Genomic DNA, 16751 nt, shown 5'->3' with positions numbered 1-16751 from the left:
GTGTGCCACTGGCGACCTGATTAACAGGCGCTTCTGGTTAGTTGCGCGGTACGCCAATCCCTACGACCAACGCACCGCAGTGCTGGCTTCAGCCAACCTGTTCGATCCAGTCATTAAGGTTGTAGTAGTTACTGATCCGCGCCACTTTGCCGGCCTTGATGTAGAAAAATGCACCGGCCGGCAACACGTATTTCTGACCGTTGGCCGGTGGCAGGCCTTCGTCGTCGGCCAGGTACTCACCGTGCACCACGAACTCGGCAGCAGCGCGGCTGCCGTCGTGGTTGACCATGACCACGATGTCGCTCAGGCGCTCGCGGTAGCAACGGTTCATCTTGTTCATGAACGTGGCAAAGGTGGCTTTGCCCATCTGCCGCTCGCCCTGATTGATGTCATGCACCACGTCTTCGGCCAGCAGGTCCAGAAAAGCAGGCATGTCGCCGGCGTTGAAAGCGGCGTAGTAGGCCTGAATCAGTTCGGTGGTGTTCATCGGGCTGTTCCTTATAGGGTGCGTTGACGGGGGCAGCGGGGCTCATGATAAGTTCTGCGCCCTGCGCTGGCATATCTGTCAGCGTCACTTTCTTGGTGGCCAACGCTCAGCATGGACATTCAATTGCTCAAAGGGCCGCAGCTAGAGCCGTGCATCGAAGAGCTGGCGCAACTGCGCATCAGCGTATTTCGCGAGTTTCCGTACCTGTATGACGGCGACCTGGCTTACGAGGCCGAGTACCTGTCGACCTACCTGCGCAGCCCCGACAGTGTCTGCGTACTGGTACGTGACCAGGGGCAGGTAGTCGGCGCGTCGACGGGCTTGCCGCTGGCGGATGAGACCGAGCAGTTTCAGCGGCCGTTCGTGGCGGCGGGCTGGAACACCGGGCAGATTTTCTACTGCGCCGAGTCGGTGGTGTTGCCGGGCTGGCGCGGTCGCGGCCTGGGGGTGCGGTTCTTCCAGGAGCGCGAAGCCCATGCCCGGCGGCTGGGGTTGTTTGAATGGTGCGCGTTCTGCGCTGTGCAGCGTCCGCAGGATCACCCCCGGCGCCCGGCCGGCTATCAGCCGCTGGACGCTTTCTGGACCCGGCGTGGCTACCGCCATCACCCTGAGCTGCACACTGAATATCACTGGCGCGACCTGGATGAAACCGAGGAATCGGGCAAACCCATGTCGTTCTGGTTGAAGGAGCTTGTCTGATGATCAAGGTTGCTGCCTGCCAGTACCATATTGACCTGCTGCAAAGCTGGGATGCCTATGCCGCCCACCTCACCGAACTCTGCGAAGCTGCAGCCGGGCAGGGCGCGCAGTTCCTGCTGTTGCCCGAGTACGCCGGGCTGGTGTTGTCCGGGCAATTACCCGCTGCGCAACGCAGCGACCTGCATGCCTCGATCGCTGACATCCAGCCGCTATTACCACGCTGGCTGGAACTGTGCGAAAGCCTCGCCCGGCGCCTGAATGTCTACCTGCAACCGGGCAGCGTGGCGGTGCTGGACGAGGACGGCCAGTACCGTAATCGTGCCTGGCTGTTCGGCCCGTACGGTTGCCTGGGCAGCCAGGACAAACTGATGATGACCCGCTTCGAGCGCGAACAATGGAACATCAGCGCCGGCTCGGGCCTTAAAGTGTTCGATACCGCACTGGGCAAGCTCGGCATCCTGATCTGCTATGACAACGAGTTCCCGCTGCTGGCGCGCAGCCTGGCCGAAGCCGGTGCCGACCTGATCCTGGCGCCGAGCTGCACCGACACCGAAGCGGGCTTTTTTCGGGTGCGCATCGGCGCCCAGGCGCGGGCGCTGGAGAACCAGATCGCGGTACTGCAAGCACCCACCGTCGGCCTGGCGCCCTGGTCGCCGGCGCTTGACGAAAACATCGGCCGCGCAGCGTTGTACGTGCCGTCCGATTACGGCATGCCGGCCAATGGCGTGATCGCCGAGAGCGAAGCGTTGTGCCCGTCAGCGAGCCAGTGGCTGATCTGTGAGCTGGATCTGGATGAGGTACGGCGCCTGCGCGACCATGGCCAGGTGTTTACCCGCAAGGACTGGCCACGGCAGTTTGAGAGGGACCTGTGAAAAGCAGCAGGCTCGATAGCACAGCGGGCTCAAGAGGCTGTCAGCCGCTCTAACAGCAATCCTGCGGCGATTGCCAGCATCGCCAGCCCGGAGAGTCGCCCCACCCAGCGGGCGGCGGCGGGCCTGGCCTTGAGTACCCGTTGGCTGGCAAAGCCGACCAGCAGATAGACCACTGCACAGCCAATCAAATGCACCAGCCCCATCAGCAGTATCTGCGTGGTGATCGACAGGCTGCCCGTCGGGTCGGTGAACTGCGGCAGCAGGGCGACGAACAGCAGCAATACCTTGGGGTTCAGGCCGCTGATGCCGGCGCCCTTGAGCAGACAGCCCAGCCACGAATAACGGCCATCGGCCTGGGCGCCCTGTGGCACCGGCGGCTTGAGCAGCATGTTCGCGCCCAGCCAGAGTAAATAAGCGGCACCCGCCAGGGTCAGGGTGGTCATGGCCCCCGGCTGGCTGGCCACCAGCGCACCGATACCGGCGGCCACCAGCAAGGTTGCCACCAGATGCCCGGACACCAGTCCGGTGGCGGCGGGCACCACCCCTTTGCCACGAATGCCGGCACCGATCATGTATGCCCAATCCATGCCGGGGGTGATGATCAGCAGAAAGGACACGACCCAGAAGGTTGCCAGCAGATGCATGCTCATGGGTTATCTCCAGTAATGAGCTTGGTTGACTGGAGAGAAGAATAAAGACAGGCTGCGGGCATTATCTTTCGAATCTTCTATTACTATCGACTCTTTAGGGGAGATCCTTCCGGATGGATCGTATTGATCGGAATATTCTTGCCGAGCTGCAAGGCGATGGGCGTTTGTCGGTCACGGAACTGGCCGACCGCGTAGGGTTGAGCCTGTCGCCTTGTCATCGACGCGTCAAAGCCCTGGAAGACAGTGGCGTGATCAAGGGCTATCGCGCCCACTTGGCACCGGAGACGGTAGGGCTGAATTTCTCGGCGCTGGTGTTCGTAACCATCAGGGAAGGCACGCGCGAAGCCGTTGCGGCGTTTGAGACAGCGCTGCTGGACATTGTTCAGGTGGTCGAGGCGCAGCGGCTGTTCGGTGATCCGGATTACCTGCTGCACGTCATCACCCGCGACTTGCCCGCGTTCCAGAGACTCTATGACGAGCAACTCACCTCGCTGCCCAATGTGCAGCGGGTGATGTCGACCCTGGTGATGAAGCAGGTGATTGCCGGGCGGCCGTTGCCGATCTGAGGCTGTTGCCGCCGTCATCGGCCGTTAAGGGGCTATCGAGGTCCGGTATCGATAGCCGATAGCGAGGCACGAAACATAAAGCCTGTCAGGTTTTTTGCCCGGCCATGTAGTGATCAAAGTTATTGATGTAATCATCGAGGTTGTCTTCGAGCATCATCTGGTACTGCTCGCAGAAGTACTTGAGCATTTGCTCGCGGGCCTGGGCCATTTCTTCGCCGGATTTGAACCCGCGTGCGCTGACCCAGGTGTTGAAGCGCGTGGCGGCGAACATCATCGATGCGCTCACCGCGCCGGGATTGTCACAGGCGCCGAGTTGTTCGTTGGAAAGGTTGATATGCGCGTCGGCGCGGTCATAGAAGTCGTTGTCAGTGGCTTGTGACATTAAAGAGGGTGTCCTTGGCAGTGCGATTGACAAGCCTGCTATTGGAGCATTTCTGGGCGCAAGCAGCTACAAGGGCGACCCAATGCGCTACTGCGTGTAATCTGCGCGCCGACTGAGCGGACATTTCGTTGATATTGCTGTCAATGTTGCTTGAATGACGCCCAAAACCCGATGTGCACGTGATCATCGAGACCCTTATGGATCAGACCCGCCGACCGCCACCCCCTGAAGCACTCCCGGCCGCACCGCCGGTAAGGCGCGGATTTCCTGCCGATGCGGCTGAACGCCTGCAATTGGCACTGGATGCCGGGGCGATTATTGGCACCTGGGTCTGGGACATTCCCAACGACTGTGTAACCGCCGATGAGCGTTTTGCCCGCACATTCGGGCTGGCTGCCGAGCGCTGCGCCGCAGGCATCGCGATTACCGAGGCGTTTTCCTCGATTCATCCGCAGGATCGGGAGCGGGTATCGGCTGACATCGAGGCCGCGATGGCTCGTGGCGGCGCGTTCCGTTGTGAGTATCGGGTCCGCCAGGACGATGGCTGCTATCGCTGGGTCGAGGCCAACGGCCGCGCCGAGCTTGACCCTCAAGGGCAGGCAGTGCGCTTTCCGGGGGTGTTGATGGATATTGAGTCGCGCCGCGCCGCCGAGGCCGAGCGTGACCGGATGTCGGCCTTGTTGCGTACCTTCGCCGCTGCGGTACCTGGGGTGGTGTATGCCAAGGACCTTGAGGGGCGGTTGCTGGTCGCCAACCACGGTGCCACGCAATTGATCGGCAAGCCGCCAGAGTTCTATCTCGGCAAGACTGACCTGGAGGTGCTCGAAGACCAAGACCAGGCGCGACAGGTGATGGCCACCGATCAGCGCATCATGCACGGCCGGCGGGTTGAGCAGATCGAAGAGCAGGTCGACATGCCCGATGGCTCGGCGACGTTCTGGCTGTCGATCAAGGCGCCGCTGCTCAATGATGACGGTGAGGTGATCGGCCTGATCGGCTCGTCGATGGATGTCACCGCAAGAAAGAACGCCGAGTCGGCATTGCTGGAACTCAATCGCACGCTGGAGGCGCGCGTCAGTCAGGCGATTGCCGAGCGTGAGGCGGCTGAAGAGGCATTGCGTCAGGCCCAGAAAATGGAAGCGGTCGGCCAATTGACCGGCGGCATCGCCCACGATTTCAATAACCTGCTGGCCGGCATCAGCGGCAGCCTGGACTTGATGAAACTGCGCCTGAGCCAGGGACGCAGCGCCGATCTGGAGCGCTATCTGTCTGTCGCCCAGGGCGCGGCCCAGCGTGCCGCGGCCTTGACCCATCGGTTGCTGGCTTTTTCCCGGCGCCAGACGCTGGTGCCGGTGCACACCGATGTGAACGGTTTGATCAGTGGCATGGAAGAGTTGATTCGGCGCACCGCCGGGCCTTCGATCAAGCTCAAGGTCGAGCTGGCAGCCGCCTTGAAGACCTGCATGGTTGACCCTGCGCAGGTGGAGAATGCCCTGCTGAACCTGTGCATCAACGCCCGCGATGCCATGCCGAGCGGTAGCGGCGTCATCTCGATCAAGACCTTCAATCAGGTGCTGGAGTCCGGTGCCGAGCTGGACGCAGAATTGGTGCCGGGTACCTACCTGACCATCTGTGTGGCAGACAACGGGGTCGGGATGAGTGAGCAAACCCTGTCCAAGGCGTTCGAGCCGTTTTTCACCACTAAACCGGTCGGTGCCGGAACGGGCCTCGGCCTGTCGATGGTCTATGGGTTCGCCAAGCAGTCCGGTGGGCAGGTGCGCATCCAGTCAGAGCAGGGCAAGGGCACCCGGGTCTATCTGCAATTGCCCGGCTGCGCCGCCCAGGCCGAGGCGCCAGGTCATCCACCGGTGAGCGATGAAGTGCCGCTGGCCGGTGCCGGCCAGACCGTGCTGGTGGTTGATGATGAGTCCTCGGTACGGCTGTTCGTCAGCGAGATCCTTGGCAGTCATGGGTATGTGGTGATCGAAGCGGCGGACAGCCTCGCCGGCTTGCAGCTGCTGCGCTCTGACACGCGCATCGATTTGCTGGTCACCGACATCGGCCTGCCCGGCGGGCTGGATGGCCGGCAGATGGCCGAAGCCGGGCGCAAGGTTCGACCAGCGTTGCCCGTGCTGTTCATGACCGGCTATACGCTGCCTCATGTGCTGGGTGACAGCCCGCTGACGACGGCCACGGCAGTGCTGACCAAACCCTTTGCCTTGCAGGCACTGACCTCAAGTGTCAGTGCCCTGCTGGGGGCTCGGGACTGACGTCGATCGCGTCATCAATCGCGCAGCAACGGCTGCCGCCATTTACAAGCCCACTGTATGTCGAGCTGAAGCTCAGCCCAGCGCCCGCACCACGGCATTGCCCATCTGCTGGGTCGAGGCCGTACCGCCCAGGTCCGGGGTCACTTCGCCGCTGGCGATCACCTGTTCGATGGCCCGCAGGATATCGTCATGAGCCTGACGGTGGCCCAGGAAATCGAGCATCAATGCGCCGGACCAGATCATCGCCACCGGGTTGGCAATGTTGCGCCCGGCAATGTCCGGGGCCGAGCCGTGTACCGGTTCGAACAGCGACGGGAAATGCCGCTCAGGGTTGAGGTTGGCCGACGGTGCGATGCCGATGGTGCCGGTGCACGCGGGGCCCAGGTCGCTGAGGATGTCACCGAACAGGTTGGTGGCTACCACCACATCGAAGCGCTCCGGTTGCAGCACAAAGCGTGCGCAGAGGATGTCGATATGCTGTTTGTCCCAGCTGACGTGGGGATAATGGCTGGCCATGGCTTCAGTGCGTTTGTCCCAGTACGGCATGCTGATCGCCATGCCGTTGGACTTGGTCGCTGAGGTGACGTGTTTGCGCGGTCGCTGGCTGGCCAGTTCGAAGGCGTACTTGAGAATGCGATCGCTGCCGCGGCGGGTGAACACCGATTCCTGGATAACGAACTCGTTAGCGGTGTTTTCGAACATGATGCCGCCCAGCGATGAATACTCGCCCTCGGTGTTCTCGCGCACCACCATGAAGTCGATCTCACCGGCCTGGCGGCCAGCCAGCGGGCAGGGGACACCGGGGAACAAGCGCACCGGGCGCAAGTTGACGTACTGATCGAACTCGCGGCGGAACTTGAGCAACGAGCCCCACAGCGAAATGTGGTCCGGGACTTTGTCAGGCCAGCCCACCGCGCCGAAGAAGATCGCATCGAAGCCGGACAGTTGTTCACGCCAGTCGTCCGGCATCATCTGGCCGTGGGCCAGGTAGTAATCGCAGCTGGCCCACTCAAAATACTCGAACTGCAGGGCGATACCATACCGGTCAGCCGCTGCCTGTACCGCGCGTACACCTTCGGGTAGCACTTCCAGGCCGATGCCGTCGCCAGCGATCGCAGCAATGCGCAGAGTCTTGTTATTCATGTCGCTCTCCAGGTTTGAGGGAATGGGCTCATCCTATCGGCTTACGAATAGGTGATAATCCGCGTAGATATGAATTGAAGGAACACGAGCTGTGAATAATCTGCCCGCACTTGATGACCTGAACGTGTTTGTCCATGTTGCCCGGCGCGCCAGCTTTATAGCGGCAGCCAGTGAACTGGGCATGTCGCCAGCCTATGTAAGCAAGCGCATCAAGCTGCTGGAGCAGGGCATGGGCGTGCAATTGCTGCATCGCTCGACACGTCAGGTGTCGATCACCGAGGATGGCGAACGGGTCTATGACTGGGCCAGGACTATTCTTGAGTCGGTGCAGCAGATGAGTGAAGAGGTCGCTGTCCGGCACGCAGAGCCCAGTGGCGTGCTGCGGGTGATCAGTAGCCAAGGCTTTGGCCGGCGGCTGGTGGCCCCGGCGTTGTCGGAACTGGCGGCGCGCTATCGGCAACTGGATATTCGCCTGGACATCCAGGATCGTTTGGTGGACCTGATCGATGAGGGGGTGGACCTGGACATTCGCGTTGGCGACCAGATTGCCCCGCACCTGCGTGCCCGGCATCTGGCTCGTAACTGGCGGGTGCTGTGCGCCAGCCCGACCTACCTGGAGCGTCAAGGCACGCCGGGCAGCCTGGCAGAATTGACCAACCATGACTGCCTGCTGATCAAAGAGCGCGACCGACCGTTCGGGATCTGGCATCTGCAAGGCCCGCAAGGCGCGCAAACCGTCAAGGTCACTGGCAGCCTGTCCACCAACCACGGCGAAATCGCCCGCCAATGGTGCCTGGATGGCCGCGGTATCCTGCTGCGCTCAATGTGGGATGTGCAGGCCGATCTGGAAGCCGGCCGGTTGCTGCAGGTATTGCCGGGCTACCGGCAGGATGCCGATATCTGGGCGGTGTATACCTCGCCACTGATCAACTCGGCCAAGGTCAGGGTCACGGTTGAGTTTCTACGCGAATACCTGGCGCGCAAGCTTGGCGGCTAAAGCCAATACTGTTCAGATAAGCGCCGCATGCCTTTGTGGGAGCTAGCTTGCTAGCGAAGAGGCCAGTAAAAACACTACATCTGCTGCGAATGTGCCGCCCTCTTCGCGACCAAGGTCGCTCCTACAAAGGCATGCAGTACTTAACTGAACGGTATTGCGGCTAAAGCCAATACTGTCCAATTAGACCGGCTGCTCCCGCCGGGTGTGCGGCGCTTAACATTTTCGGCAAAGAAAAAGGCCAGTCAGTGACTGGCCTTGTTCATGTTGCGTGCAACTTAGACGATCACTTGCCCTGCCAGCGTTTCAGTACCAGCGTGGCGTTGGTGCCGCCAAAGCCGAAGCTGTTGCTCATCACGGTGTCGATCTTCGCGTTTTCGCGAGTCTCGCGCAGGATCGGCAGGTCAGCGACCGCCGGGTCCAGCTCGTCGATGTTGGCGGAGCCGGCAATGAAGTTGCCTTCCATCATCAGCATGCAGTAGATCGCTTCGTGAACGCCAGCGGCGCCCAGCGAGTGGCCCGACAGGCTCTTGGTCGAACTGATGGCCGGAGCCTTGTCGCCGAACACTTCACGCACACCCTTGATCTCGGCAACGTCGCCGACCGGAGTCGAGGTGCCGTGGGTGTTGAGATAGTCGATCGGGGTGTCGACGGTCGACAGCGCCTGCTGCATGCAGCGGATCGCGCCTTCGCCGCTCGGGGCAACCATGTCGTAACCATCGGAAGTGGCGCCGTAGCCAACGATTTCGGCGTAAATCTTGGCGCCACGGGCCAGAGCGTGCTCCAGCTCTTCGACCACGACCATGCCGCCACCGCCAGCGATGACGAAGCCATCACGGTCGTTGTCATAGGCGCGCGAGGCTTTTTCCGGGGTGTCGTTACGCTTGCTGGACAATGCGCCCATGGCGTCGAACAGGAACGACTGGCTCCAGTGCTCTTCTTCACCGCCGCCGGCGAACACGATGTCCTGCTTGCCCATCTGGATCTGCTCCATGGCAGTCCCGATGCAGTGGGCGCTGGTGGCGCAGGCCGAGGCGATCGAGTAGTTCAGGCCCTTGATCTTGAACGGTGTGGCCAGGCACGCCGAAACGGTGCTGCTCATGGTGCGGGTCACGCGGTACGGACCTACACGCTTGACGCCTTTCTCGCGCAGGATATCCAGTGCTTCCATCTGGTTCAGGGTCGAAGCACCGCCGGAACCTGCGATCAGACCGGTGCGCGGGTTGGAAACCTGCTCTTCGGTCAGGCCCGAGTCCTTGATGGCGTCGGCCATGGCCAGGTAGGCGTAGGCAGCAGCGTGGCCCACGAAGCGGAATACCTTGCGGTCGATCAGTTCTTCGAGGTTGAGGTCGATGGAGCCGGAAACCTGGCTACGCAGACCCATTTCGGCATATTCCGGGTTGAATCGGATGCCAGGGCGGTTAGCACGCAGGTTGGCGGAGACGGTGTCTTTGTCATTGCCCAAGCACGAAACGATGCCCAGACCAGTGATAACGACGCGGCGCATGCGGGTACCCTTAGAAGTTGTCAGTAGAGGTGAACAGGCCGACACGCAAACCTTCGGCGCTGTAGATTTCGCGACCATCAACGCTCACGGTGCCGTCGGCGATTGCCAGAACCAGCTTGCCGCGCATGGTGCGCTTGATGTGAATGTTGTAGGTGACCTTCTTGGCAGTCGGCAGAACCTGGCCGAAGAACTTCACTTCGCCAGAACCCAGGGCACGACCACGGCCAGGATTGCCCTGCCAGCCCAGATAGAAGCCAACCAACTGCCACATGGCGTCAAGACCCAGGCAGCCAGGCATCACCGGATCACCTTCGAAATGGCAGGCAAAGAACCACAGGTCGGGGGTGATATCCAGCTCGGCGACCAACTCACCCTTGCCGTACTTGCCGCCTTCTTCACTGATGTGGGTAATACGATCGACCATCAGCATGTTGGGGGCGGGCAGTTGCGCGTTACCTGGGCCAAACAGCTCGCCACGACTGCAGCGCAGCAGGTCTTCCCGGGTAAAGGCGTGTTGTTTGGTCATGCGAGCTCCTCAAAATGTTCACTTGCGACGCTGGCCGATCGGGCCCACGCGCCAGTCCTGACGGACGTTTTCGCCAGGACATTGTCCGGCAGCCTAGTCATAGACTGTTGCGTTGTAATGAAAGTCACAGTGCCGGTGCGATGAATGTACACCTGTACACTGAAAATCTTCGTCCGACCGATATCCATTGCCGAACAAGCTGCCAAGACTGCCGCAATTTATCATTTATCGCCAGTCGCAAGTGGTTGAAAGGCTTGCCAACGCAGTAAAACCTGGTGCAAATCAGCCTGTTTGAACGGTTTCGACAAGTAGTCATTCATCCCGGCCTGCAGGCACGCATCGCGATCACCGTGCAATGCGTTAGCGGTCAGGGCGATGATTGGCACCTGTTCAAGACCCTCGATCTGACGAATCCGACGGGTGGCTTCGTAACCGTCCATGATCGGCAGCCGGCAGTCCATGAGAATCACGGCGTGATGAGCGGCCTGGGCTTTGTACACCGCCTCGGCGCCATCCACCGCGACGTCGACACTGAAGCCCAGGCTGTGCAGCATCGCCTCGACTACCGTGCGATTGACCGGGTTGTCTTCAACCAGCAATACGCAGCGTTCGCCGTTCAGTTCTGCGGTGTTGACCACGGTGGGGGAGTGCTGCGCCTGACTGCCGGTGGTGCGCGGCAGGTTCAATTCCAGGGTAAACACGGAACCTGCGCCTTCTTCGCTATGGGCATGCAGGCTGCCACCCATGCGCTCGGCCAGGGTCCGGGCGATCGACAACCCCAGGCCGGTACCGCCATAACGACGGGAGATGGAACTGTCGGCCTGCTGAAAGGCATTGAACATCGACTCAAGCCGGTCGGCGCGAATACCTATACCGCTGTCGTGCACCGTACAGATTATCCGCACTTGGTCACCGTCCAGAGCCCGCCAGCCAGCTTCTACGCGCACCCCGCCGATCTCGGTGAATTTCAGCGCATTGCCAATCAGGTTGACCAGAATCTGGCGGATGCGGGTCGGATCACCGAGCACCTCCAGCTGTTCGATGCCCGCTTGCAGTTGCAGATCAAGGACCAGCCCCTGTTGCTGGGCGGTGGGGTTGAAGGCTTGGGTCGAGGATTGGATCAGCTCGGCGATGTTGAAGGCGATACCTTCGATTTGCAGGGCGTCGCGCTCGATACGCGAGAAGTCGAGAATGTCGTTGATGACCTTGAGCAGGTGCTCGGTGGACTCGGCGGCCAGTGTCGTATATTCGGCCTGCTCGGCGGTCATCGTCGTGGTCTCCATCAATTGCAGCATGCCCAGGACACCGTTCATGGGGGTGCGCAACTCGTGGCTCATCATCGCCAGGAAGTCCGACTTGGCCTTGTTGGCTTGCTCGGCCTGCTCGCGAGTATGAATCAGCTGCGCCATGGAGTGTTGTTGCTCCAGGCTGGCTTGTTCCAGGTTGGCGGCCAGGTTGTTGATGTGCCGGGCCAGGGCCCCGAGTTCAGCGTCGTCGGTGACCGGCAGTGGCGTGTGATAGTCGCCCTTCTGGATGGCCTTGACGACTTCGCCCATTTCGCTGATCGGGCGCGACAGGCTCAGCGCCAGGCCGCGGGCCAGCAAGAACGTGAACAGCAGCGCGGCGAACGCCAGCAAACCGGCCTTGAACAAAATCTCCTGCTGGCGTTGGTTGAAGGTGTCGCGGGACATCCCTACCAGCACCCGGCCCAGATACCCCTCGTTGCCAGCGGTAAACACCGGCTTGGCGTCAATGGCGGCACTGGGCGCGGTGAAATGAATCGGGGCCTGAAAAATCTCCAGCTGACGCTTGTTGCCCGTCGGGTCTTCGGCTTGCTGGACGTGGGTCAGCGGATTGTTGCTGCTGTCCTGAATCTCGACGTACTGCACGCTGGGCATCGACAAAGTGGCACGGGTCAGTGCCTTGAGCGATTCTTCGTCGTCATTCAATACGCCACGTTCGGCGGCGGGCGCCAGCTGATTGGCGATCAACTGGCCGGTGTGATTGAGCTCTTCGCGCAAGTCCTGCAAGCGCACGAAGGTGAAGAACGCAGTCAGCAGCACCGTCAACAACAGGGCCGGCCCCAGGCTGATGACCTGGGTACGGGTGTTGATATCCCACTGATGCAATTTCATGACCGACGCCCTTGAGGCGTTGCAAACTCTTGTGACGCGTCCATTTACCCCATGCCTTGCCGACAACATACTGGCCTGTTGCCGCGATCTCCGTGCGTTGCGCGCATGGTAACCAAGATTCACAGGCTTTTCATGGAACTTGTGCTGTGCTGATGTCTCAACCGGGGCAGTAGCGGCCGATGCTTTGCCTTGTTTGGCGCTGGCCGCCACGGTAACGCTCCGTATAATGCCCCATCGCCAGATCAATGGCCCTGGATGGATTGGTTTATGAGCACACTGCAACCTGTAGCGGTTCTTGGTGGCGGCAGCTTCGGCACCGCCATCGCAAATCTGTTGGCGCAGAACGGTCATCAGGTCCGTCAGTGGATGCGTGATCCCGAGCAGGCCGAGGCGATCCGCCTGCACCGTGAGAACCCGCGCTACCTCAAAGGCATCAAGGTGTTGCCGGGTGTCGAGCCGGTCACCGACCTGACCGCAACCCTGGAAGGCAGCGAGCTGATCTTTGTCGCTTTGCCTTCCAGCGCCCTGCGTTCGGTACTGGCCGAACATGTCGAGCGCCTGACTGGCAAGATGCTGGTCAGCCTGACCAAGGGCATCGAAGCTCAGACATTCAAGCTGATGAGCCAGATTCTCGAAGAAATCGTGCCCAAAGCCCGCATTGGCGTGTTGTCTGGCCCTAACCTGGCCCGGGAAATCGCTGAGCACGCGCTGACCGCCACGGTGGTGGCCAGCGAAGACGAAGCCTTGTGTCAGGAGGTCCAGGCTGCCCTGCACGGGCCGACGTTCCGCGTCTATGCCAGCAACGACCGGTTTGGCGTAGAGTTGGGCGGGGCGCTGAAAAACGTTTATGCCATTGTTTCCGGCATGGCCGTGGCGCTGGGCATGGGTGAAAACACCAAGAGTATGCTGATCACCCGCGCGCTGGCCGAGATGACCCGCTTTGCGGTCAGCCAGGGTGCCAACCCGATGACCTTTCTGGGCCTGGCCGGGGTGGGCGACCTGATCGTCACCTGTTCCTCGCCCAAGAGCCGTAACTACCAGGTCGGTTTTGCCCTGGGTCAAGGCCTGAGCCTTGACGAGGCGGTCAGCCGCCTGGGCGAAGTGGCCGAAGGGGTCAATACCCTCAAGGTGCTCAAGGCCAAGTCTCAGGAAGTAAAGGTCTACATGCCGCTGGTGGCCGGCCTGCATGCCATCCTGTTCGAGGGGCGGACCCTGGCGCAGGTGATCGAAGTGTTGATGCGCGGCGAGCCAAAGACCGATGTCGACTTCATTTCCACAACCGGTTTCAATTGAAATCCATACTGATCAGGGAGAAGGTCTTGAGCGAATCCAATTTCAAACGTGAATCCATCGCACTGCGTGTGCTGTGGATGCTGGTGTATCTGGTGGTCTGGCAACTGGCCGAGATCGTGCTGGCCGGGGTGGTGTTGCTGCAATTGGGCTACCGGCTATTCTACGGTGCACCGAGCGCCAGCCTGATGGATTTCGGCGACAGCCTGAGTCAGTTCCTTGCCCAGATCGGCCGGTTTGGCACCTTCCACAGCGACCAGAAGCCCTGGCCGTTCGCTGACTGGCCAACCCCGCGTGCGCCTGAAGGCGAGGCCCCGCACAAGGTTCCGGCCGCTGCTCATCCGGTTCGCGATGAGGAACCGAAACTATGAAGCTGTGGGTCTTGCGCCACGGCCAGGCTCAGCATCAGGCCCGTAGCGATGCCGAGCGCGAGCTGACTGCCGAAGGCCGCCAGCAGGTGCGCAGCAGTGCCCGCCATCTTGAGGGGCGGGGGCTGCAGCGTATTCTGGTCAGCCCGTATGTGCGTGCCCAACAGACCGCCGATGTGCTGCAAGGTGTCCTCACGGCGGACATCCCGCGTGTTACCGTCGATTGGCTGACCCCCGATGTTCGTCCTGATGAAGCCTTGCGTCAGATCGCCGCGCTGGAGCTGGACGAGGTGCTGCTGGTTAGTCATCAGCCGCTGGTGGGTAGCCTGATCGGTTTGCTGGTGCACGGCAGCGTGCAGGACGCCGAGCCGATGAACACGGCCAGCCTGGCGCAACTGGATGGTGAGTTCGTCCTGGCCGGTGCTCTGCAGTTGCGCAACGTCCACCACGTCTGAGTGCGTCAGATCCCTTACCAAGCAAGGAGCAACCATGAGCCTATGGCGTGAAACGCCCCAGATCGACCGGATCAATGCCGCCGGTGCCAACACCATCGCCACGTCGCTGGATATCCGCTTTGAAGCCTTCACTGATGACACGCTGACCGCCAGCATGGTGGTGGATCATCGCACTCATCAGCCGTTCGGCCTGTTGCACGGCGGTGCTTCAGTGGTGCTGGCAGAAACCCTGGGGTCGATGGCCAGTTATCTGGTGATCGACACGGCGAAGTTCTTCTGCGTCGGCCTTGAGGTCAATGCCAACCACGTGCGGGGTGTGCGCAGCGGCCGGGTGACCGGCGTGGTGCGTCCGGTACACATTGGTCGCACCACTCACGTCTGGGACATTCGTCTGAGTAACGATGAAGGCAAGCTGTGCTGCATTTCGCGTCTGACCGTTGCCGTGGTGCCTCATGGTCAGGAGCCGCCGGCACGCTGAAATGTGTGTCTGCCGTACAGGGCAATGATTCAGCTTGTTTGAACAGTGGCCAAAGTACCCTTGGTGATGTCACTTACGATCATTGCCCGGCCACTGCAGCGCTGCGCAAAATCATCGCCATTGACCCGGCCACGAGTGTGCTGACATGTCGCAACAGGTGTTCTTCGCCCACGCCAACGGCTTTCCCTCGGCCACCTATGGCAAGCTGTTCGCCGCCCTGGCGCCAGAGTTCGCCGTAGCCCATCTTGAACAGCATGCCCATGATCCGCGTTTTCCGGTCAATGAAAACTGGCTGAACCTGGTTGATGAGCTGCTGCATCATCTGCGCGAGCAGCCGGGACCGGTCTGGGGTGTTGGCCATTCACTGGGCGGCCTGTTGCACTTTCATGCCGCGTTACGCAGCCCCGAGCTGTACCGTGGCGTGGTGATGCTCGATTCGCCAGTGCTGGGCCTGGCCGATCAATGGATGATCCGCGCCGCCAAGCGGCTGGGGTTCATCGACCGGATCACGCCCGCTGGTCGCACCCTGGGGCGACGCGAGGACTTTGACAGTCTGGAGGCCGCACGTGCCTACTTCGCTAGCAAAAGTCTGTTCCGCCGTTTCGACCCCGAGTGTTTCGAAGCTTACCTGCGCCATGGTTTGCGCGCTGACGGCGAAAAGTTGACCCTGCGTTTCGATCCGGCCACCGAGATCAGTATCTACCGCAGCATCCCGCACACCAGCCCGCGGCCTACGCGCCAGCTTGAAGTGCCGCTGGCGATGGTCCGCGGCCAACAGAGCAGGGTGGTCATGCCGCGCCATGGCCTGCAGGTCCGCCGGCTGCGCCACGGTGAATACCTGTCGATGCCCGGTGGGCACATGTTTCCCCTTGAACACCCTGATCAGACGGCGCACATGCTAAAAACCCTGTTTACCCGCTGGAATAACCACGACGCAGGCCAGCCATGAACCCGCTCGTCGAAGAAATACGCATCAACCTCGGCCATATCGAGCTGGCCGCGCACCTGTTCGGTCCCGAAGATGGCCAGCCGGTGATTGCCGTGCATGGCTGGCTGGACAACGCCAACAGCTTTGCGCGGCTGGCGCCGGCCTTGCCGGGGCTGCGCATCGTCGCCCTAGACCTGGCCGGGCATGGCCACTCTGATCACCGGCCGGCCGGGGTCGGGTATCACCTGGCAGACTACGTGCAAGACGTCTTGCTGGTCGCCGGGCAACTGGGCTGGCAGCGCTTCTCGCTGTTGGGGCATTCGTTGGGGGCGATCATTTCGGTATTGCTGGCCGGCGCCTTGCCCGAGCGTGTCGAGCGCCTGGCGTTGATCGACGGCCTGTTGCCACTGACCGACGAAGCCGGGCAGGCCCCTGAGCGGCTGGGCGAAGCGCTGCTTGCGCGACTGGCTCTGGGCGACAAGAAAAAACCGGTGTACAGCGATCCGGAGCGGGCCATTCAGGCACGCATGAGTGGCCGCTTGCCGGTCAGCCGCGAAGCGGCCCAATTGCTCGCCCAACGTGGCTTGATGGCGGTACCGGGCGGTTACACCTGGCGCAGTGACAGCCGTCTGACGCTGCCCACCGCAGTGCGTTTCACACCTGAACAGGCGCTGGCTTTTGCCCGGCGCATCCGTTGTCCGAGCCTGCTGGTGCTGGCTGAGGACGGCTTGCTCAGTGCTCATCGGGCCTTGCTGGAGGACTTGCCGATTAGCATTCACAGCCTGCCAGGCGGTCATCATCTGCACCTTGATGATGTCACCGGGACACATGCTGTCGCAGACTGTTTCAATCGGCTGTTCTCCATTTCTTGACTTGCGCCGGTCAACTACCGAGGCTGGGCAGGTTGAAACAGGAGTCAATCATGATGGATCACCCCGCAGTCTTTAATTCCAGTCTTTGTCTTTCCCGTCCGGCGCTGTGCCTATGAACCGCCGCTTACG

General features: G+C 61.3%; 18 protein-coding genes. 11 read left to right on the top strand and 7 right to left on the bottom strand.

Features of this window, described 5'->3' with window-relative positions:
- Positions 1–88: 88 nt before the first annotated feature.
- A complete protein-coding gene (locus NJC40_RS22445; protein WP_045492094.1) occupies positions 89–487 on the bottom strand; it encodes a nuclear transport factor 2 family protein in 399 nt (132 codons plus the stop codon).
- A gap of 111 nt (positions 488–598) precedes the next feature.
- Here NJC40_RS22445 and NJC40_RS22440 point away from each other — a divergent pair, with 111 nt between their 5' ends.
- Both NJC40_RS22440 and NJC40_RS22435 read left to right on the top strand, forming a co-directional pair.
- Positions 599–1186 (top strand): GNAT family N-acetyltransferase, encoded by a 588-nt coding sequence (locus NJC40_RS22440; protein ID WP_253142295.1) that lies wholly within the window; start codon positions 599–601, stop codon positions 1184–1186.
- On the top strand, positions 1186–2058 hold the full coding sequence (locus tag NJC40_RS22435) for a carbon-nitrogen hydrolase family protein (RefSeq protein ID WP_253142296.1): 873 nt from the start codon (positions 1186–1188) through the stop codon (positions 2056–2058). Before NJC40_RS22440 ends, NJC40_RS22435 begins: the two co-directional genes overlap by 1 nt.
- A gap of 29 nt (positions 2059–2087) precedes the next feature.
- On the opposite strand, the gene NJC40_RS22430 is transcribed toward NJC40_RS22435, so the two are convergent.
- Entirely contained in the window at positions 2088–2708 is a 621-nt protein-coding gene (locus tag NJC40_RS22430) for a LysE family translocator (RefSeq protein WP_253142297.1), read from the bottom strand.
- Positions 2709–2821: 113 nt separating this feature from the next.
- On the opposite strand from NJC40_RS22430, the gene NJC40_RS22425 reads away from it, so the two are divergent.
- Positions 2822–3274 carry an Lrp/AsnC family transcriptional regulator gene (locus NJC40_RS22425; protein WP_253142298.1) on the top strand — a complete coding sequence of 151 codons (453 nt, stop codon included), beginning with the start codon at positions 2822–2824 and terminating at the stop codon, positions 3272–3274.
- A gap of 85 nt (positions 3275–3359) precedes the next feature.
- Here NJC40_RS22425 and NJC40_RS22420 read toward each other — a convergent pair whose 3' ends face one another.
- Positions 3360–3656 carry a DUF3144 domain-containing protein gene (locus NJC40_RS22420; protein WP_253142299.1) on the bottom strand — a complete coding sequence of 99 codons (297 nt, stop codon included), beginning with the start codon at positions 3654–3656 and terminating at the stop codon, positions 3360–3362.
- Between the two features lie 197 nt (positions 3657–3853).
- Between NJC40_RS22420 and NJC40_RS22415 the strand changes: the two genes are divergently transcribed.
- Entirely contained in the window at positions 3854–5926 is a 2073-nt protein-coding gene (locus tag NJC40_RS22415) for a hybrid sensor histidine kinase/response regulator (RefSeq protein WP_253142300.1), read from the top strand.
- A 72-nt stretch (positions 5927–5998) separates the two neighbouring features.
- Here NJC40_RS22415 and NJC40_RS22410 read toward each other — a convergent pair whose 3' ends face one another.
- Complete coding sequence (locus NJC40_RS22410) at positions 5999–7069, bottom strand: tartrate dehydrogenase (protein ID WP_045492086.1); 1071 nt, start codon at positions 7067–7069, stop codon at positions 5999–6001.
- A gap of 91 nt (positions 7070–7160) precedes the next feature.
- Between NJC40_RS22410 and NJC40_RS22405 the strand changes: the two genes are divergently transcribed.
- Entirely contained in the window at positions 7161–8066 is a 906-nt protein-coding gene (locus NJC40_RS22405) for a LysR substrate-binding domain-containing protein (protein ID WP_045492084.1), read from the top strand.
- Between the two features lie 283 nt (positions 8067–8349).
- Here the strand turns inward: NJC40_RS22405 and fabB are convergent, their stop codons facing one another.
- The 3 genes from fabB to NJC40_RS22390 all read right to left on the bottom strand — a co-directional run bounded on the left by fabB (position 8350) and on the right by NJC40_RS22390 (position 12231).
- Positions 8350–9570: a beta-ketoacyl-ACP synthase I gene (gene fabB, locus NJC40_RS22400; protein WP_253116588.1), complete on the bottom strand. Its 1221-nt coding sequence runs from the start codon at positions 9568–9570 to the stop codon at positions 8350–8352.
- A gap of 10 nt (positions 9571–9580) precedes the next feature.
- Positions 9581–10096 (bottom strand): 3-hydroxyacyl-[acyl-carrier-protein] dehydratase FabA, encoded by a 516-nt coding sequence (gene fabA / locus NJC40_RS22395; protein ID WP_045492081.1) that lies wholly within the window; start codon positions 10094–10096, stop codon positions 9581–9583.
- Between the two features lie 221 nt (positions 10097–10317).
- On the bottom strand, positions 10318–12231 hold the full coding sequence (locus NJC40_RS22390; RefSeq protein WP_045492077.1) for a response regulator: 1914 nt from the start codon (positions 12229–12231) through the stop codon (positions 10318–10320).
- A gap of 267 nt (positions 12232–12498) precedes the next feature.
- On the opposite strand from NJC40_RS22390, the gene NJC40_RS22385 reads away from it, so the two are divergent.
- The 6 genes from NJC40_RS22385 to NJC40_RS22360 all read left to right on the top strand — a co-directional run bounded on the left by NJC40_RS22385 (position 12499) and on the right by NJC40_RS22360 (position 16622).
- Positions 12499–13524 (top strand): NAD(P)H-dependent glycerol-3-phosphate dehydrogenase, encoded by a 1026-nt coding sequence (locus tag NJC40_RS22385; protein WP_045492075.1) that lies wholly within the window; start codon positions 12499–12501, stop codon positions 13522–13524.
- Between the two features lie 77 nt (positions 13525–13601).
- Positions 13602–13892, top strand: coding sequence for a DUF4389 domain-containing protein (locus NJC40_RS22380; protein WP_231906624.1), 291 nt, complete (start codon positions 13602–13604; stop codon positions 13890–13892).
- Entirely contained in the window at positions 13889–14344 is a 456-nt protein-coding gene (gene sixA / locus NJC40_RS22375) for a phosphohistidine phosphatase SixA (RefSeq protein ID WP_045492071.1), read from the top strand. Before NJC40_RS22380 ends, sixA begins: the two co-directional genes overlap by 4 nt.
- A 34-nt stretch (positions 14345–14378) precedes the next feature.
- Positions 14379–14822 (top strand): hotdog fold thioesterase, encoded by a 444-nt coding sequence (locus NJC40_RS22370; RefSeq protein WP_253142301.1) that lies wholly within the window; start codon positions 14379–14381, stop codon positions 14820–14822.
- A gap of 145 nt (positions 14823–14967) precedes the next feature.
- On the top strand, positions 14968–15771 hold the full coding sequence (locus NJC40_RS22365) for an alpha/beta fold hydrolase (RefSeq protein WP_253142302.1): 804 nt from the start codon (positions 14968–14970) through the stop codon (positions 15769–15771).
- Complete coding sequence (locus tag NJC40_RS22360; protein ID WP_253116582.1) at positions 15768–16622, top strand: alpha/beta hydrolase; 855 nt, start codon at positions 15768–15770, stop codon at positions 16620–16622. Before NJC40_RS22365 ends, NJC40_RS22360 begins: the two co-directional genes overlap by 4 nt.
- The last annotated feature ends 129 nt before the right edge of the window (positions 16623–16751 follow it).

This window comes from Pseudomonas sp. 21LCFQ02, from assembly GCF_024129895.2.
In the GTDB taxonomy this organism is placed as follows: domain Bacteria; phylum Pseudomonadota; class Gammaproteobacteria; order Pseudomonadales; family Pseudomonadaceae; genus Aquipseudomonas.
The sequence above is the reverse complement of the archived record's forward strand: the minus strand, read 5'-3'. Positions and strand labels throughout refer to the sequence as shown.

Excerpts from the sequence above, each read along its gene's own strand:
- NJC40_RS22445 (WP_045492094.1), bottom strand. The coding sequence starts at position 487 with ATGAACACCACCGAACTGATTCAGGCCTACTACGCCGCTTTCAACGCC.
- NJC40_RS22440 (WP_253142295.1), top strand. The coding sequence starts at position 599 with ATGGACATTCAATTGCTCAAAGGGCCGCAGCTAGAGCCGTGCATCGAA.
- NJC40_RS22435 (WP_253142296.1), top strand. The coding sequence starts at position 1,186 with ATGATCAAGGTTGCTGCCTGCCAGTACCATATTGACCTGCTGCAAAGC.
- NJC40_RS22430 (WP_253142297.1), bottom strand. The coding sequence starts at position 2,708 with ATGAGCATGCATCTGCTGGCAACCTTCTGGGTCGTGTCCTTTCTGCTG.
- NJC40_RS22425 (WP_253142298.1), top strand. The coding sequence starts at position 2,822 with ATGGATCGTATTGATCGGAATATTCTTGCCGAGCTGCAAGGCGATGGG.
- NJC40_RS22420 (WP_253142299.1), bottom strand. The coding sequence starts at position 3,656 with ATGTCACAAGCCACTGACAACGACTTCTATGACCGCGCCGACGCGCAT.
- NJC40_RS22415 (WP_253142300.1), top strand. The coding sequence starts at position 3,854 with ATGGATCAGACCCGCCGACCGCCACCCCCTGAAGCACTCCCGGCCGCA.
- NJC40_RS22410 (WP_045492086.1), bottom strand. The coding sequence starts at position 7,069 with ATGAATAACAAGACTCTGCGCATTGCTGCGATCGCTGGCGACGGCATC.
- fabB (WP_253116588.1), bottom strand. The coding sequence starts at position 9,570 with ATGCGCCGCGTCGTTATCACTGGTCTGGGCATCGTTTCGTGCTTGGGC.
- fabA (WP_045492081.1), bottom strand. The coding sequence starts at position 10,096 with ATGACCAAACAACACGCCTTTACCCGGGAAGACCTGCTGCGCTGCAGT.
- NJC40_RS22390 (WP_045492077.1), bottom strand. The coding sequence starts at position 12,231 with ATGAAATTGCATCAGTGGGATATCAACACCCGTACCCAGGTCATCAGC.
- NJC40_RS22385 (WP_045492075.1), top strand. The coding sequence starts at position 12,499 with ATGAGCACACTGCAACCTGTAGCGGTTCTTGGTGGCGGCAGCTTCGGC.
- NJC40_RS22380 (WP_231906624.1), top strand. The coding sequence starts at position 13,602 with ATGCTGGTGTATCTGGTGGTCTGGCAACTGGCCGAGATCGTGCTGGCC.
- sixA (WP_045492071.1), top strand. The coding sequence starts at position 13,889 with ATGAAGCTGTGGGTCTTGCGCCACGGCCAGGCTCAGCATCAGGCCCGT.
- NJC40_RS22370 (WP_253142301.1), top strand. The coding sequence starts at position 14,379 with ATGAGCCTATGGCGTGAAACGCCCCAGATCGACCGGATCAATGCCGCC.
- NJC40_RS22365 (WP_253142302.1), top strand. The coding sequence starts at position 14,968 with ATGTCGCAACAGGTGTTCTTCGCCCACGCCAACGGCTTTCCCTCGGCC.
- NJC40_RS22360 (WP_253116582.1), top strand. The coding sequence starts at position 15,768 with ATGAACCCGCTCGTCGAAGAAATACGCATCAACCTCGGCCATATCGAG.